The organism is Halomonas dongshanensis, assembly GCF_024790395.1.
Taxonomy (GTDB): Bacteria; Pseudomonadota; Gammaproteobacteria; order Pseudomonadales; family Halomonadaceae; genus Vreelandella; species Vreelandella dongshanensis.
Genome location: NZ_JAJISC010000004.1, coordinates 207,970 through 223,493 on the forward strand (window position 1 = coordinate 207,970; position 15,524 = coordinate 223,493).

At 57.6% G+C, this 15,524-nt stretch carries 12 protein-coding genes; 6 read left to right on the forward strand and 6 right to left on the reverse strand.

Annotated features, from left to right (window positions below):
* Positions 1-42: 42 nt before the first annotated feature.
* Entirely contained in the window at positions 43-342 is a 300-nt protein-coding gene (locus LLY24_RS10050; RefSeq protein ID WP_259036159.1) for a helix-turn-helix domain-containing protein, read from the reverse strand.
* A 145-nt stretch (positions 343-487) separates the two neighbouring features.
* Between LLY24_RS10050 and LLY24_RS10055 the strand changes: the two genes are divergently transcribed.
* The 3 genes from LLY24_RS10055 (at position 488) to LLY24_RS10065 (ending at position 2,480) form a co-directional block, all read left to right on the forward strand.
* The gene (locus tag LLY24_RS10055; protein WP_259036160.1) at positions 488-694 is read left to right on the forward strand and encodes a DNA-binding protein; all 207 of its coding nucleotides are present in this window, start codon (positions 488-490) and stop codon (positions 692-694) included.
* Positions 691-870, forward strand: a complete 180-nt coding sequence (locus tag LLY24_RS10060) for a hypothetical protein (RefSeq protein ID WP_259036161.1) — start codon at positions 691-693, stop codon at positions 868-870. The genes LLY24_RS10055 and LLY24_RS10060 overlap by 4 nt, the downstream gene beginning before the upstream one ends.
* Positions 871-1,022: 152 nt before the next feature.
* Positions 1,023-2,480 carry a Na+/H+ antiporter family protein gene (locus LLY24_RS10065; RefSeq protein WP_267135278.1) on the forward strand — a complete coding sequence of 486 codons (1,458 nt, stop codon included), beginning with the start codon at positions 1,023-1,025 and terminating at the stop codon, positions 2,478-2,480.
* A 200-nt stretch (positions 2,481-2,680) separates the two neighbouring features.
* Here the strand turns inward: LLY24_RS10065 and LLY24_RS10070 are convergent, their stop codons facing one another.
* Entirely contained in the window at positions 2,681-3,979 is a 1,299-nt protein-coding gene (locus LLY24_RS10070; RefSeq protein ID WP_259036162.1) for an MFS transporter, read from the reverse strand.
* 529 nt (positions 3,980-4,508) lie between these two features.
* On the opposite strand from LLY24_RS10070, the gene LLY24_RS10075 reads away from it, so the two are divergent.
* The 3 genes from LLY24_RS10075 (at position 4,509) to LLY24_RS10085 (ending at position 8,402) form a co-directional block, all read left to right on the forward strand.
* Positions 4,509-4,811, forward strand: coding sequence for a helix-turn-helix domain-containing protein (locus tag LLY24_RS10075; protein WP_259036163.1), 303 nt, complete (start codon positions 4,509-4,511; stop codon positions 4,809-4,811).
* A gap of 83 nt (positions 4,812-4,894) precedes the next feature.
* Positions 4,895-5,917: an AAA family ATPase gene (locus LLY24_RS10080; RefSeq protein WP_259036164.1), complete on the forward strand. Its 1,023-nt coding sequence runs from the start codon at positions 4,895-4,897 to the stop codon at positions 5,915-5,917.
* 121 nt (positions 5,918-6,038) lie between these two features.
* Positions 6,039-8,402 carry a S8 family peptidase gene (locus LLY24_RS10085; RefSeq protein ID WP_259036165.1) on the forward strand — a complete coding sequence of 788 codons (2,364 nt, stop codon included), beginning with the start codon at positions 6,039-6,041 and terminating at the stop codon, positions 8,400-8,402.
* A gap of 458 nt (positions 8,403-8,860) precedes the next feature.
* On the opposite strand, the gene LLY24_RS10090 is transcribed toward LLY24_RS10085, so the two are convergent.
* From LLY24_RS10090 to LLY24_RS10105, 4 genes are all read right to left on the reverse strand, one after another.
* The gene (locus LLY24_RS10090) at positions 8,861-10,303 is read right to left on the reverse strand and encodes a type I restriction-modification system subunit M (protein ID WP_259036166.1); all 1,443 of its coding nucleotides are present in this window, start codon (positions 10,301-10,303) and stop codon (positions 8,861-8,863) included.
* Positions 10,300-11,799, reverse strand: coding sequence for a restriction endonuclease subunit S (locus tag LLY24_RS10095; RefSeq protein WP_259036167.1), 1,500 nt, complete (start codon positions 11,797-11,799; stop codon positions 10,300-10,302). The genes LLY24_RS10090 and LLY24_RS10095 overlap by 4 nt, the downstream gene beginning before the upstream one ends.
* Positions 11,800-14,562, reverse strand: a complete 2,763-nt coding sequence (locus tag LLY24_RS10100) for a type I restriction endonuclease subunit R (RefSeq protein WP_259036168.1) — start codon at positions 14,560-14,562, stop codon at positions 11,800-11,802.
* 685 nt (positions 14,563-15,247) lie between these two features.
* Positions 15,248-15,514 carry a hypothetical protein gene (locus tag LLY24_RS10105; RefSeq protein WP_027947933.1) on the reverse strand — a complete coding sequence of 89 codons (267 nt, stop codon included), beginning with the start codon at positions 15,512-15,514 and terminating at the stop codon, positions 15,248-15,250.
* Between the last annotated feature and the right edge of the window lie 10 nt (positions 15,515-15,524).

The window sequence follows — 15,524 nt, forward strand, 5'->3', positions numbered from 1 at the left end:
GCGGCCCCCCTGTGGGCGATAAGTGCCTTTTGAGCAAATCGCCTAGGATTCCACGCTGACAGAGAGGGGGTCGAGGTCGGCGAGCTGTAGCCGCCGCGCCTGTTCGGTATCCGGGTCGATCTGACCACAATCTTCGCAGGTCACATCCGTCATTAACCACAGAGTGTACTGTGGCCACTGACGGCAAATGGCTTCCAGCATTTCACCCTTGGGCGCTCTACCGGTGAGTTCGATATTTTCGAGGGTTTTCTTGGGGATACCAATACGTTGGGAAAACTCCGCTCTGCCGCTCGTTTCTACTTCGCGAATTCGCCGGATTTTTGCAGTTAGCTTGCTTGACATGTCCCGACTTCTCGGTGACCCTAACTTTACATGACCCGAAAAATCGGGACGCCAACGAACAGTGCAACTGATCGTGTTGAAGTAGGGTGTTGAAGGATTGACAAGGCAAAGCCTAACACAGCCCAACAAAGGCAGGTAACAGCGCATGGAGCCAAGCACGACCCCACTGATTCCCGTAACCGTACCCACCATGACGATCGAACGTTTCTCCGAGCTTTCTGGCCTCGATGAAGGTGTCATTCAGGGCCATATTCGTCGGGGCTATCTGCCTACCGTCAAAATGGGGCGCTATCGCATGATCAACGTGGCACTTCTCACCGCCCGCTGTCTCAGCACCGAGGAAACACAATGAACGCCACGCCCGTCGCCCTTACCCTCTCACTCGACCCCGATCTGTTGCAACGTCTGCAACATGGTGCCGATGCCAACGGCACCAGCATTAACGACTTCGTCGTCAGGCTGCTCGAAGAGAGCGTCGCTTTTTCACCGCTATGTAGCCAAGAGGAGATGACGGGCGCGGCGTCTTGATATCGAAACTTGATATCGAAAAAAAAGCGTAAAATCAAAAGCGGCACCGAGCTGAGACAAGCCGGTGCCGTTTTGCGTCATCGGCCTTTTCGCTCGATCTGCTATCATCGCGGCCTTCACGTCTGGCTCGTGACGATAAAACAGGAAAATCGATGACCTCCTCGCTGCCACACTCCTCCCCTGATCAAGATGCGTTTTTAAAGCGCCGCGTGCTTCCCACCCTTGGGCTACTTACCTGCGTCTATCTAGCGGCGCTCGCCCTCGATTACCATATCAACACCGCCGTGCTCACCATTACGCTCATGGTAGTGCTCTGCCTGTTGAAAATGCCGGTGGCGATTGCGCTGATCAGCGCCGCGCTTCTCGGCGCGCTTCACGGCGGGCTCTCGATGGGCGAAGCGATCACCACCTTCAACGACAGCCTTCTGTCCGGCGCCCAGGTGGGCATGACGTATGTCATGGTAGGGGCGTTCGCGGTGGCGATTGCGCGCAGCGGTCTATTGGATCTTCTCGCCCACCGCATCGCATCACGGCTCGATTGGCGCGAGGGCGCTACCAACAAGGGGGTGAAGTGGGGCCTGTTTGCCATCCTGATAGTGGCCTCGGTGATGTCGCAAAACCTCGTGCCGGTGCATATCGCCTTCATCCCCATCCTGATTCCGCCGCTTTTAGGGGTAATGAACCGCCTGCGCATCGACCGCCGCGCGGTGGCGTGCATTCTGGGCTGCTTCATTAGTGCCAGCTACCTGCTGTTGCCCACCGGCTTTGGCGCGATCTATCTCAACGAGATTCTGCTCACTAACGTCAACGAGATTGGCGAAGGCCTGAACCTCGCCGTCACTGCCGACATGGTGCCTAAAGCCATGTTCTGGCCCGTCATGGGATTATTTGCCGGTGCCGCGGTCTGCCTGTTCTACAGCTACCGCAAACCGCGCGAGTACCAAAGCGTTCCAGCGGCTGATATCGCCATCGAGACACCGCCGCTCAAACCCAACCTGCTTCAGTTGGCCGCCACGGTGGCCGCCATTGGCGCTGCGCTGGTCTGCCAGCTCGCCTTCGACTCGCTCTTGGTGGGCGCCATGGTGGGCTTCGTGATTCTAGGCGCGAGTGGCGTGTTTCGCTGGCGCGAGCAGGACGACGTATTTACCCAGGGCATGCGCATGATGGCCCAGATCGCGGTGATCATCACGTTGGCATCGGGCTTTTCCGGCGTGCTCGGCGCCACCGACGAGATCGGCTCACTGGTCGCCGCCACCGCCGCCCTGCTCGACGGCAACATGATGCTCGGCGCCGCACTCATGCTGATCGTCGGGCTCTTCATCACCATCGGCTTCGGCGACTCCTTCGCCAGCGTCCCGATCCTCGCCCCCATCTACATTCCGCTGGCGTTAGCGCTGGGCTTCTCGCCCATGGCCACAGTAGCGCTGCTCGGTGCCTCGGCTGCGCTAGGTGATGCAGGCTCCCCCGCCTCCACCATCACCCTCGGCGCCACCGCCGGCCTCAACGCCGACGGCCAACACGACCACATCCGCGACAGCGTCATCCCCATGTTTCTGCACGCCAACCTCGGCATGCTGCTATTTGCTTGGGGGGCGGCGATGGTGCTTTGACAAGCACTCTCGAATAGCCACGAGGAGCCCTGTCGTGCCACGCCCTCGAACGCTACTCATCATTGCTGCCCTGGTGCAGCTTGGCTAGTGGCCTGGGGGGTTACCTATACGCCTTTCTTCGGCGGCTTGTCGATTCCCCTCTTTATGCTGATTGCAGCGGGTCTGGTGGTCGCTACGACAAACCATAAGCGGCCACCGCGTTACCCCTCGCGAAGCAATGACGCAAGTCGCTTGCGCTCCTGCGCCTCGTAAAAGCTCGGGTCGTCGAACAAATCCGGCTGGACGTCATCGAACATCATGCTCAGCGCCTCGGTACTGCTTTGTACCATCGGCTCGAAGTGCGCGGTGTGGGTCTTCAGCGCCCGCACCCGGCGGCGGCGATAAAGTGCGTAGCCGCCCAGCAAGATGAAAACGCTCGCGATATAAAGCGGCAAGCCATGCCCACCGACCGCGTGCATCAGCGCCCCAGCTGCTAGCGGTGCGACTGCGCAGCCCGCACCGTGCATGACGAGCATATCCGCCGAGCCCGCCACGATCTCGTCCGGATGGAGCTGGTCGATCAACTGTGCCACCGCCAGCGGATAGAGCGAAAACGCCAAGCCGCCCCACAAGAAATAGAGCCCCAACAGTACCTCTTGGCTTGGAGCGAACGGCATGGCCGCCGCCAATACCGCGGCGCCCAGCACGACCCAAATCATCACCAGCGGGCGGTCGTGGCGATCCGAAAATCGTCCGATAGGAAGTTGCAGCAACGCGCCGCCGACGATGGCCGCGCTCATCACCAGCCCCACCCCGCCAATATCGAAGCCCAACAGGGTCGCGTAGACCGGTGTCATCGACCAGAACGCTCCCATGGCCAGGCCCGATAGCGCTGCGGACGCTACCGCCAGGGGCGCAAACCCCAACAGCGCCCGCAAACTACTTTTGGGTCGATCCGAGATGTTGGGCTGTACGCGGCGGGTCAAGGTAATGGGCAAAAGTGCCCAGCAGATCAGAATGGCAATGACTACGAAGAGTAAGAACCCTTGCGGCGACGACAGTCGCAGCAACTGCTGGGCAACGGCCAGCGCACCCAGATTGACCACCATGTAGATCGCAAAGATACGTCCGCGCTCGTGACTGGCCGCTTGGCTGTTCAGCCAGCTTTCGATCACCGTGATCAGCGTAATGAAAGAGAGCCCGTAGACGATGCGCAAGGGCAACCACACCCACGGATTGACGAACACCAAGTGTAACAGCGCCATCGTGGCGCAAATGGAAGCACAAAACCCAAAGGTGCGAATATGCCCCATCCGTCGAATCAACCGTCCGCTGACCCAGGTCCCGCAAATGAAGCCCACGAAGTAACCAGACATCACCATCCCGAGCAGCGTGGTGGAGAATCCCTCGCTAGTGCCACGTAGGGTCAGCAGCGTATTGAGCAGCCCGTTACCCAGCAGCAACAGCGCTACGCTGTAAAGAATTGACTTGACCGGTCTGAGCATCGCCAGCGAACGCATGAAGTATCCTCGTATCCAGACCTATCGCAAGACCGGCCACTGAATGAACGAATCAATGTATTAGGGGATGCATGAATGATGCCAGGGGCCGGTGTTTTAAGCAGTACTTTCTTCAGGTGTGAAAGTAGCGGCGAAAGCTTAATGGGAGTGGTGGGCCCAGCAGGACTTGAACCTACGACCAAGGGATTATGAGTTCGCTTTTAAATCAATAAGATACTGATACTCAAGGGAAAGCGACAGTAATTGAGCGAAAGGTACAGTTCTTCGGAATCAGTAGCTTAGCGAAGATTGAGGATAGCACACGAAGCTAGTGTGTGTACCGCGAGTGTACCGAATTTCTCCTTTGCTTCGCAGGAGCATTAGCCCTTTGTTGCCACCCTACCGGCACGCGGTCAATTCAGGCTCGCATCATTTGAATCGACTGTTCTTACTACTGATTCTGGCCGGCCATGATGCATCTGAATTTCACTGGTGGTAAAATTCTTAACCATCTAGGCTGGCTGCAGCAGAGCGAGCGAGGAAAGCAGCGATGAACGTGGGGCAAGCAATTCGCCGGTGTCGGACACAGCGCGGTGCGTCGCAGAGCGAGGTCGCTCACCGCGCGAACTGCTCGGTGTCGTACCTCTCGTTGTTGGAGAACAATAAGCGTGACCCAACGCTATCAACCATCATCAGGATTGCCCAGGCATTGTGTGTTCCTGTCGGTGTACTCTTCGTGCTGGCGTCGGACAAAGAGGAGATGGGGGCGATCGACGCACATCTGACCGGCGAGTTGGAGAAGTCTGCTTTGGCTGCACTGGGAGTGCCTGCCAAGCAAGCTGCGAATGATTAAAATTTTGGCTAATGGCCTCGAGTGTGATGTTGAGCGGATGGTGCTCGGCAGGCGCAGGAAACGACTATACATAGGTGGACAACATGGCTAGCGCAGACCAACTTAAGGCGCTTGTTAAGTCCCACATAGACCAGGACGATGGGAAGTTCTATTCCATCGCTATGCAGGTCGCTGCGCACGAAGCGAAGGTGGGGCACGGCAAGCTGGCAATCGAACTGCGTAAAATGATCGACGCAGCGAAGAGCCGTGCCTTGCATGGGGAGACTGGTCGGGCTGTGCCGTTGGCGCGCCCTCGTGGTGAAGTGGCGAATCTGCTTCACGTCAGCTATCCCGAAAATCGTATAGCGGATATGGTGCTCGACGACGGCGTACATGAGCAGTTGCTGCGCATCCTGAAAGAACAGCGTATGTTCGCACGCATCCGTGAGCATGGTCTTACTCCTCGTCGCAAACTGTTATTGGTTGGCCCGCCCGGGACAGGTAAGACGATGACTGCATCGGTGTTGGCTGGCGAACTCGGCTTGCCACTTTTTCTTGTTCGGCTAGACGCGCTGATTACCAAGTTTATGGGTGAGACTGCTGCTAAGTTACGGCAGGTATTCGACGCAGTGACGGAAGTGCGAGGCGTCTACTTCTTCGACGAATTCGATGCCATCGGATCGCAGCGTGGAATGGCTAACGATGTTGGGGAGATTCGGCGCGTTCTCAACAGCTTTCTTCAGATGATTGAACATGATCAGTCGAACAGTCTGATCATTGCCGCGACCAATCATCCAGAGATTCTGGACTACGCTCTGTTCCGACGCTTCGATGACGTGATCGAGTACCACCTACCAACACCATCCCAAGCTACTGACCTGATTCGTTCACGTCTGGGGCATTTCGCCCCCAAACCCTTTCGGCCAAAGGCTATCGTTAGCAAGGCAGAAGGTCTCAGCTTTGCGGAGATCCGCCGTGCTGTGGACGAGGCTATAAAGGAAGCGATAATGCATGACGAAGATCGTGTCAGAGCAGAGACTTTGGGTAAGGCATTGATCGAGCGTAGTCAACTCAGTCAAAAAATATCCAGAAAGGCTTCATCCAACCATGCCGGCTCCACCTCGTAATAAACGTCCACACCTTCTGCTCCAAGACACATCCACAGCCAAAGCGTTTACGGCTCACTCCCCGAATGGAGGCGCCAAGAAGGCCATTCCCGATCTGCCTCGCCAGCAGCATGGACAAGCCTTGCAGCGTCAGCTCGCCGACTTGAAACCAGTAGCCGCAACCGCAGCAGCTGTGCAACAGGAGCAAGGGCTTGAAAGTGGGCTCGGGCTACAGATCCAGTTCGTGAGCCAGCCCAATGTTGAACTTGCTTTCCAAAGTTTGGCAGACGAACGCAGCAAGGATAGCCGCAAGAAGATCGAACTGCTGAGCATTCGTCAGGAAGGTGAACACACCTATGCCAATGTGTTCGTTCCTGACGGCAAGCTCGAGCACTTCGAGAAGTATGTAACCGAGTACCTCGAAGAGAAAAAGGACAAGAACGGCAAGGCGCGTGACCACAAGCCGTTGCTGAATACAATCGAGTCTATCCGAGCAGCTGAACTGCGTGCGCTCTGGACGGATGATCTCAACCTGCTACCAGATAACCCCGACGAGACTTTCTGGTGGGAGGTATGGCTACCGGTTCGCGGTGATCGACAAGCAGTCGTGGAGGATTTCCGCAAGCTCGCCGAACTTGCTGGATGCCGCGTGGATGATCAGCAGGCCCATTTTCCGGAAAGAACAGTCATGCTGATGCATGGCTCAGAGCGTCAATTCTCTGCCTCAGTGCTAACGTTGAACTGTGTCGCCGAACTGCGCCAAGCAAAGGAGACAGCGGACTTCTTCGATGAGATGGGCGTTGAGGAGCAGCGGGAATGGCAGGATGATCTATTGCTGCGTGCAAATTACGCCGCCGATGGTGATGCGCCCCGTGTCTGCCTGCTCGATTCAGGTGTGAACCGTGGTCATCCATTGCTGTCGCCGTTGTTGGCTCCCGACGATATGCATACCGTTGATCCGACCGGATTGACGGACGATACAGCTAATCATGGCACGGGGATGGCCGGATTGGCCGCATATGGTGATCTGACCGATGTCGTCGCATCGACAGAGCCGGTCAGCGTCGAGCACCGGCTGGAGTCGGTACGGCTTGTTGCAGCAGGTGGTGCAAATGTCGGCCCAGCCGCGTTGCACGCCCAGTTGTTTGGTGATGCGGTCGCATTGCCCGAAATCGCTCAACCTAACCGTAAGCGAATCTTTTGTTCGGCCGTGACGGCATCCGACTACCGGGACAGGGGGCGCCCTTCATCCTGGTCTGCTGCAGTGGATAGCCTCGCCTCGGACCCGGACGGTGCGGGGCAGTTTCCCCGTTTGTTTGTCCTTTCTGCGGGGAACACGGATGAAATGTCGGCATGGGCCGAATACCCAGCCAGTTTGTCTACCAATCTCGTCCATGACCCGGGTCAAGCTTGGAACGCATTGACTGTGGGAGCGTGTACTAGCAAGACAAACACGCAGAACCAGAGCTACCAAGCTGTAGCGGATGAGGGGGGGCTCAGCCCCTACACGACGACCTCGGCTACTTGGGAGAAAAGTACTTGGCCATTGAAGCCTGATGTGGTGCTGGAAGGTGGCAATCTGGGTGATAACGGATTCGGACCGATTGGGATGAGCAGCCTGCAACTTCTATCCACGAACAATCGACCGCAGGATAGGTTGTTCACCACTTTCAATGCCACCAGTGCAGCTTCAGCATTGTGCGCGCGGATGGCCGCCGAGATCGCTGCTGCGTACCCGGCGTTGCGCCCCGAAACTATTCGAGCTTTGATCGTCCATTCAGCCGAGTGGACCGACGCAATGCGTGCCATGTACCTACCCCACGGTGCGCCCAACAAGTCGGACTATGCACAGATGATCCGGCATTGCGGCTGGGGTCAGCCTGACTTGGAGCGGGCGCTATGGAGTGCAGGAAACTCACTGACCTTGGTAGTCGAGGATGCATTGCACCCCTTCAAGAAAGAGAAAGGGAAGTCCCCAGAGAGCCGCGATATGAACCTGCATGCACTGCCGTGGCCGCGCGAGGAACTGGAGGCTCTCCAGAACACGTGGGTGCAGATGCGGGTCACCCTGTCATACTTCGTTGAGCCCAACCCTTCAGCACGTGGCAGCATCTCTAAGTATCACTACCCATCGCATCGTCTACGATTCGATGTCCAGCGGCCCCTCGATGCATCCACCGAGGACTTCGTGGCGCGAGTCAATGCAGCGGCACGGAGCGAAGATGATGGAGACACAATTAATCCTGCCGACCCTAATTGGTACCTAGGGGATAGGCAGCGCCATCGTGGTTCGCTGCACCAAGACGTATGGGAAGGCACCGCTGCGGATCTGGCCAGCCGTGGCTTTCTAGCAGTGTATCCCGCCGCAGGGTGGTGGAGAACTCGCCCAGCGCTGGAACGCTATGACCTGCCTGCCCGCTACAGCCTTGTTGTGTCCATTCGAACCGAGCAGACAGAGGTAGACCTTTATAACGCGATCGCCCAGAAGGTAGCTATTGCCACGTAGTTGGCCATTGGGAACTACTGCACGTTAGCTTCTCCAATGCTCCCACTTCGGTAGGGGCCGTGTCATGGCTTTTGCAGGACCACGGCGGCCGCCCGCAATCATCATCACTGAGCCTGACCGATGGTAAAACTTACACACGGCTTATGATTATTCTTTAAAAAATAACTTACTGAAACAAAAGGAATCGCAATCAAATGAAAGATAAAGTCCTTTAGATAAATAGGTTGAAAGATTTTAGGATAGCACAGGAAACTGGTGTGTACGCTGAGGGCGCTGCAGCATCTCTATTCCTTGGGTCAGCGATAGGCTCCGAACCGTGCAGGTGCTGTTCATTCTAAACCTTCAACGAAATCGAGCGGCTGAGTCTCAGCCGCTCGATACCAAGACAGTAACCAACATAAGCTAAAGCTAAGCAGAAAGTGCTGTTCACACCATTACTGCCCCAACTCGCGGCACCCTTACTCTGTCTCGCCCGCCAGCTCTGCGCTCACGCTGCGGAACTGTTCCAAGGCAGCTTCCAGGTTCTCGACGATCTCGGTGGCCAGCACTTCCGGCTCCGGCAGGCTGTCGATGTCTTCCAGGCTATCGTCCTTGAGCCAGAAGATATCCAGGTTGAGCTTGTCGCGCTGGACCAGCTCGTCATAGCTGAAGCGGCGGAAGCGCTCGGTTTCCTGGCGCTCGTGGTAACAGCGCACGAAGTCATCCAGGTCAGTGTGGGTCAAGCGCTTGGTCTTCAGGGTCTTGTGGACATTGGTGCGGTAGTCGTAGACCCACAGCTCCCTTGTCTGGGCTTCCCGGGAGGCAGGGCGCTTATCGAAGAACAGCACGTTGGCCTTCACCCCGGGGCTGTACCAGATACCGGTGGGCAGGCGCAGCAGGGTGTGGAAGTTGAAGCCCTCCAGCAGGCGCTTGCGGATTCCCTCACCCGCCCGGCCGGCCTCGAACAGCACGTTGTCCGGCAGCACTACGCCGGCGCGGCCGTGGGTGTCGAGGATGGTCATGATGTGCTGTAAGAAGTTGAGCTGCTTGTTCGAGGTGGAGAACTTGAAGTCCTCGCGTTCGTAGCTCTCGTGCTCGGTGCTTACCGAGCCGTCTTCCCCCACCACCTTATAGCTGGACTTCTTGCCGAAGGGCGGGTTGGTCAGCACCACATCGAAGCGCTTACCGCCATCGCCGGACAGGGCGTCACCCTGCTGCACGGGACTCCCGCCGTTGCCGATACCATGGAGGTAGAGGTTCATAGCACACAGCCGCACCACCTCATCGACAATATCCACACCGTGCAGGGCGCTGTGCTTGAGCCTACGCAGCTTCTCGCGGTCCTGGCTCTGGGTCTTCATGTGCTCGAAGGCGGAGAGCAGGAAGCCCCCGGTGCCGCAGGCGGGATCGCAGACAGTCTCGTCGATCCGAGGGTTGACGCACTTCACAATGGCGTCGATCACCGGGCGCGGGGTGAAGTACTGGCCGGCGCCGGAGCGCACCTCGGAGGCGTTACGCTCCAGCAGGCCCTCGTAGATCTCGCCCTTCACGTCTACGTTCAGGCCGACCCAGGGGCCTTCCTTGTCGATCAGGCTGACCACGCGCTTAAGCTTGGCCGGGTCGGAGAGTTTGTTTTGGGACTTGCGGAAGATGGTGCCGATCAGGCCGCTCTCGCGCGCCAGGGCCTCCAGGGTATGGCGATACTGCAGTTCCAGGTCATCGCCGTCCTTCTCCACCAGCTTGGCCCAGCGCCACTGACTGGGAATGCAAGTCTCCTCGCCTAGGTACTCCACCCGCTCCTCGTCCATCTTGAGGAACAGCAGGTAGGTGATCTGCTCGATGTAGTCGCCGTAGGATACGCCCTGGTCGCGCAACACATGGGCGTAGTTCCAGACTTTGGAGACAAGTTGTTCGTTGCTCATGCGGTGGCCTTCTTGCGAGTGCGTTTCTTGGGGGCAGCGGCGTCACGTTCGGCGCGAATGCGGGCCAGCAGCTCGCTGGCGGGCTCATCGTCGGGGTCCTGGGCTATCAACTTGCCGGCAAAGGCATCCTTCAGGATGGACTGGCGCAAAGCGGCGGAGCGGGTGAGTTCAGTGGTGCACCACTTTTCCAGGCTACGAATTCTATCGAATGCCTCATATACCTTTTCTACGACCTTCACTTGCTCTTCAATAGCCGGCAGAGGCACCCAGAAGCTTCGAATATCTGTCTGATTTATCTTGTATATACCAGCCGTTGTTTTCGCAGACTTCTCTATCTGGCTTCGCATGAAAGGAGAATTCCAAAGCTGCAAAAACCACTCTGGGTTTAGACTGCCCAGTAGAATAGGAATTCTTATCATTGTGTCTGGATATGCAACCGGATCAGGTTCGCACTCCACCAAACCACCCCGACCAACGAGCTTCTTTGATCCATTCCCTCGGCTGACAAGGATATCGCCTTTATTCACAAGATATGGTTCTGCTGACTTAGCATCCCACGCGCCTATTTTTCTCTCTGAAATATCAATTACGCCATCCTTCAATGCCGTCAAGCGAAGCACCGGAAAGCCCTCTTGAGCATCACGAACAGATCGACCATTAGATAAGCCTGCTCGCAATATCTGGTCAACCGATGCCCATACCCACCTCTCAGGCAGCTCCGGCAGGTCGCTGGTATCCGGCGCCACGGGCTCTTTGTACTTACCCCGCCCCTGCCAGTTCTCGCGGCGGGCCTGAAGAATTCGTTCCAGCAGGTCACGACCAGGCTCCAGGCGGCCGGCGTTCTCGGCCCGCCATTCAGCGGTCAGCTGGCCGGTGACGGCGGCCTTGAGAACAGATTGGCGATAACGGGACAGCAGTTTCTGAACGTCACGCAGGCCGGCTTCACCGTGATCGAGCTGGGCAAAAAGGGACTCGATTTTTTCAACGATACGCCGTTGCTCGTTGAGAGGAGGAAGGGGAAGTGGAATTTCACGCACCGTCAAGGAAGACAAGTGCTTGACCGTCACAGATGACGTATGTTCATGAATTAGCTTCAGGTAGCCTGGCAAAGCAAAAGACAAAAACCTCTGAGAATAGAAATTCTCATCTGCCTTCAACGCACAGACACGCTGGTTCAGAAAGGCTTTTCCACCTCCCCATAGGCGACAATTGAAGTCTCCATCCATACCGATGACGACATAACCATCTTCAATCGAGGTCATTTTAGGATCATCAGTAGGACCTTGATAAAAAGTACCAGGCACCCCTTTAAGTATGTCACGAATTCTGACAACTGGCGCGCCTTCTTGGTCACTGAAGAATTTGGATTTAAAAGCAAACCCATTTGTGATCGAGGCTACGTCACCCAGCTTCACTCGCGACCATGAAGAGTGTTTCCCATGCAAAGCATTAGGGCTTGACTCTACAAGATTTTCAATATCCTCGCCAAAGCTCATCTATGCCACCAACGTTTCTTGCAGATCGTTTAGCATCTCATTCAATCCGTTGCCCAGTACCTGTCTGGCGCGGAGGATACCACCCCTGTCAGCCAGGCTGGGCACTTCCATGAAATCACGCGGGGCGATCTCGGCATTGGCGGCGAGATAGGCGGCGATGGCCCGCAGCCAGGCTTCCTGCTCGGCGTTGTACTCGCGCCCGGCCTTCTTCTCGCGGCCGAGCCAGAGGTTGAAGCGGCGCTCCACCACGGCATCGATGGGCTCCAGGGTGTCGGCCTGGCCGAGTGCATAGCGCACCAGGCTGACCACCTCGGTGAGCTGCTCATCCACCGGGGCACCGCGCACTCGGGAGGCTTCCAAGCGCTTGTAGGCCTGCCAGACGTTAGCCACCGCCAGGTGAGGGGGCTTCTCCAACATCGCGTTGACCAGTTCACGAATGGCGGCATAGGTGAGCCGCTGTTGCCCCAGCGGCTGGTTGTAGAGGATCTGCAGGGCGGTCAGCTCGTCGCGGTGTTCCTTGATAAAGGCCTTGAAGCTGGTAATGGTCTGCTCGGCCCGCTGATGGTCGAAGTCAGCATGCACCAGTTGGTCGGTGGTGACCTCGTCGATAACGATATCGGTCCTCTGCTTGATGACTTTCAGCAGTTGACGCAGCTGGGGCTTATCAAAGGGCCGGCAGGCGTTGTCGATTAAGATGTCGACCACCTGCTGTTCCTGCACCGGAGAGGGCGCGGTGCCATGTTGTTCAAAGATGGCGGTCTGTTGCTTATCGGGGTCGATGGCATCGAGCAGGTCGTTGGCCAGCTCGCGCGGGGACTTGCCACCGGTGTTCTCGGCGACGCAGGCGCGGTCCTCGTCGTTCAGCTTGCGATTCAGGGCGGCGAGGCGAGCCGCCAAGGAGGACATGGCGTCCTCATCGCGTCGACCCATGGCGACCTGCTCCAGCAGGGCATCGAAACTGACAGAGTTTTTACGCTCCAGTGGCTGGCTGGCGTTCTTTTTGCTTTCCGAGACCCCGACGGCATCGATCAGGATAAAGCGAGTCTTGGTTTTAGCATCTGGGGTGACGGCTCGCAGGTCGGCATCGGGGATGGTACGCACGCCGCGCCCCTTCATCTGCTCGTAGTAGCCCTCGGATTTCACGTCGCGCATGAAGATCAACACTTCCACCGGCTTGATGTCGGTGCCAGTGGCGATCATATCCACAGTGACAGCGACTCGGGGGAAGGGGTCAACGCGGAAAGCCTTGATTAACGCCTTGGGATCTTCTGACCCGTTGCGGTAGGTGACTTTTTTGGCGAAGTCGTTGTCTTCACCGAACACCTCGCGCACAGCATGGACAATTTCCTCGGCGTGGTTGTCGTCCTTGGCAAAAATCAGCGTTTTAGGCAACCACTGGCCACTGCGGTCGGGGAACAGCTCAGGGAACACGCGGTCACGGTAGGTCTGCAACACGGTGCGGATCTGGTTAGGGTTGACCACGGAGCGGTCCAGTTCCTTAGCGGTGTATTTCAGGTCTTCATCTAAGGTTTCGTAGCGCAGCTTTCGGGTGCGCTTGTCGCGTACCGGTACTTGGAAGCCGGCCTCGTCGGTTTCCACCTTGCCGCCCTGTTCAGTAACGTGGGTGCGGATGCGGTAGATCTCGTAGCCCACGTTGACGCCATCGGCCACGGAGCGTTCATAGGGGTACTCGGCCACCATGTTCTGGTTGAAGAAGCCCAGGGTGTGTTTCGACGGCGTAGCGGTCAGGCCGATGATGCTGGCGTCAAAGTATTCCAGAACCTGTCGCCACAGGCCGTAGATGGATCGGTGACACTCATCAGTGACGATAAAGTCGAAGGTTTCGATGGGGATTTCGAGGTTGTAGGTGAGCGGCAGCGGCTCGCCTTCATCGCCCGTCCATTGTTCGAAGGCGGAGGTTTCCTCCGCTTCCTCGTCTAGTTCCTTGCCGCGCAGCATCGAATAGAGCCGCTGGATGGTAGTGATCACCACCTTGGCGTCCGGATCGATGCGATGGGTATGCAAGTGCTGGACGATGTAGGTATCGGTGAAGCGGTTGGCTGCGCCGATCGGCTGGAAGTTCTGGAACTCCTTGAGGGTCTGGTCACCGAGATTATTGCGGTCCACCAGAAACAGGATGCGCTTGGCCCCAGCGTGCTTGATCAGCCGCCAGGAAAAGGAGCAGGCGGTGAAGGTCTTGCCCGCGCCGGTGGCGAGCTGGATCAGTGCGCGGGGCCGGCCCTCGGCCAGGGACCTTTCCAACCCCTGGATGGCCTCGATCTGGCAATCGCGCAGGCCACTGGTCTCCAGTGGCGGCATCTTGCGTAGCCGGGCGCGCAGGGTGTCCGACTGGCGAAGCCACTCGTGCAGGGTCTCAGGGCGGTGGAAGGCAAACAGGCGGCGCGAGCGGGCCTTGGGGTCGCGCTGATTGCAGAAGAACGTCTCCTCGCCCGTACTCTCGTAATCGTAGATGAGCAACTCGCCCCAAGAAGCTAGGTGTTCGGGCAGCTTTGTCATGTACTTGGCCGACTGCTCGGCCACGCCGCTAAGGGTAACGCCGGCCTTCTTCGCCTCGATCACCCCGGCGGCCTTGCCATCGACGAACAGCAGGTAATCACAGAAGCCGGCTGGCAACGGAAACTCTCGCACCGCCACCCCTAGCGCCGCATTGCGGTCAAAGGAGTCACGATCCTGGAGCACCCAGCCAGAGGCAGTCAGCAGCCGGTCGATTCTCGTTCGTGCTTGTTGTTCCGGTTGTTGCATAGGAATACTCACTGTGTCGATGTGGGCACGTAGCAGCTGGTCAACTCATTTAGCCAAGTACATGCCGTAGTCATGCCCAACCCTCCTCCTCGTCCAGCAAGCCATTGAGCTGGTCTCGGCGGCTGTACCACATGCTTTCGTTGACCCCAGAGGGCCGACTGTGACCAATTGCCGTGCACAATATCCAGCATCCACAATGCTTCCCTCACGTAATAAACGCTAATTATGTGTAATCTAGGGAATCATACACGGCACGGGCTTGCCGTTGCAGCCAGGTTCTACTACTTGAGAGTGAGCCGGGGAGCCCACACCAGACTGAGTCGACACGGGGTCTCGCGAGCTCCGCACGTGGCAAGGTCTACGCGACACATAGAGACGGGGCCAGGGCCCAACACAGGAGGCTAGGTGCAAGGCAGTCTACGCCTATCTCGCCGCCGCCTCAGCTCAGCCCGCGCCCAAGCAGATGCTTCGGCCATGTCCCGCCGCAGTTCGTCCAGCTCTTCGGGAGTCAGCCACCGAACCGCTGTCTCCCCGCTTTCTGGGTGCGTCTCACCGACCTGTTCGAAGGCCTTGTCTTCCAGCTCTTTCCACCGTTGCCGGCGTGTCTGTTTTCCCATATTCCCCTCCTAGCGGAAAGGCGGCCATTGGCCGCCTGAGCTATTGCTGGTCAATGGCTCCCATGATGTTAGAAGCCAGTATCGGAAAATCCCGCCGCCTCTGAAAACGGGGTTCTTCCGGTTCCAGCTCCTACATCGTTGCTAGTGTGCGTGCTGCGTGGTGCCTCCTCGCGGCCCGAGTGGGCCGGACGGTTCACGAAAGCGGCAATCTCTGCCCCAAAGTTCCTCTCTCCCTCGACCGATAGCTCGACGGCAGGTACGAAAGCGGCTTCTGTGTAGGCCTCCCTCCCTTCATCGAGCATATCCAGGGCTACCATAAAATGACGTTGTTTCATCGTGGGCTCT

Bases quoted from the DNA above. Each gene is read 5' to 3' on its own strand.
- LLY24_RS10050 (WP_259036159.1), bottom strand. From the start codon at position 342: ATGTCAAGCAAGCTAACTGCAAAAATCCGGCGAATTCGCGAAGTAGAA.
- LLY24_RS10055 (WP_259036160.1), top strand. From the start codon at position 488: ATGGAGCCAAGCACGACCCCACTGATTCCCGTAACCGTACCCACCATG.
- LLY24_RS10060 (WP_259036161.1), top strand. From the start codon at position 691: ATGAACGCCACGCCCGTCGCCCTTACCCTCTCACTCGACCCCGATCTG.
- LLY24_RS10065 (WP_267135278.1), top strand. From the start codon at position 1,023: ATGACCTCCTCGCTGCCACACTCCTCCCCTGATCAAGATGCGTTTTTA.
- LLY24_RS10070 (WP_259036162.1), bottom strand. From the start codon at position 3,979: ATGCGTTCGCTGGCGATGCTCAGACCGGTCAAGTCAATTCTTTACAGC.
- LLY24_RS10075 (WP_259036163.1), top strand. From the start codon at position 4,509: ATGAACGTGGGGCAAGCAATTCGCCGGTGTCGGACACAGCGCGGTGCG.
- LLY24_RS10080 (WP_259036164.1), top strand. From the start codon at position 4,895: ATGGCTAGCGCAGACCAACTTAAGGCGCTTGTTAAGTCCCACATAGAC.
- LLY24_RS10090 (WP_259036166.1), bottom strand. From the start codon at position 10,303: ATGAGCAACGAACAACTTGTCTCCAAAGTCTGGAACTACGCCCATGTG.
- LLY24_RS10095 (WP_259036167.1), bottom strand. From the start codon at position 11,799: ATGAGCTTTGGCGAGGATATTGAAAATCTTGTAGAGTCAAGCCCTAAT.
- LLY24_RS10100 (WP_259036168.1), bottom strand. From the start codon at position 14,562: ATGCAACAACCGGAACAACAAGCACGAACGAGAATCGACCGGCTGCTG.
- LLY24_RS10105 (WP_027947933.1), bottom strand. From the start codon at position 15,514: ATGAAACAACGTCATTTTATGGTAGCCCTGGATATGCTCGATGAAGGG.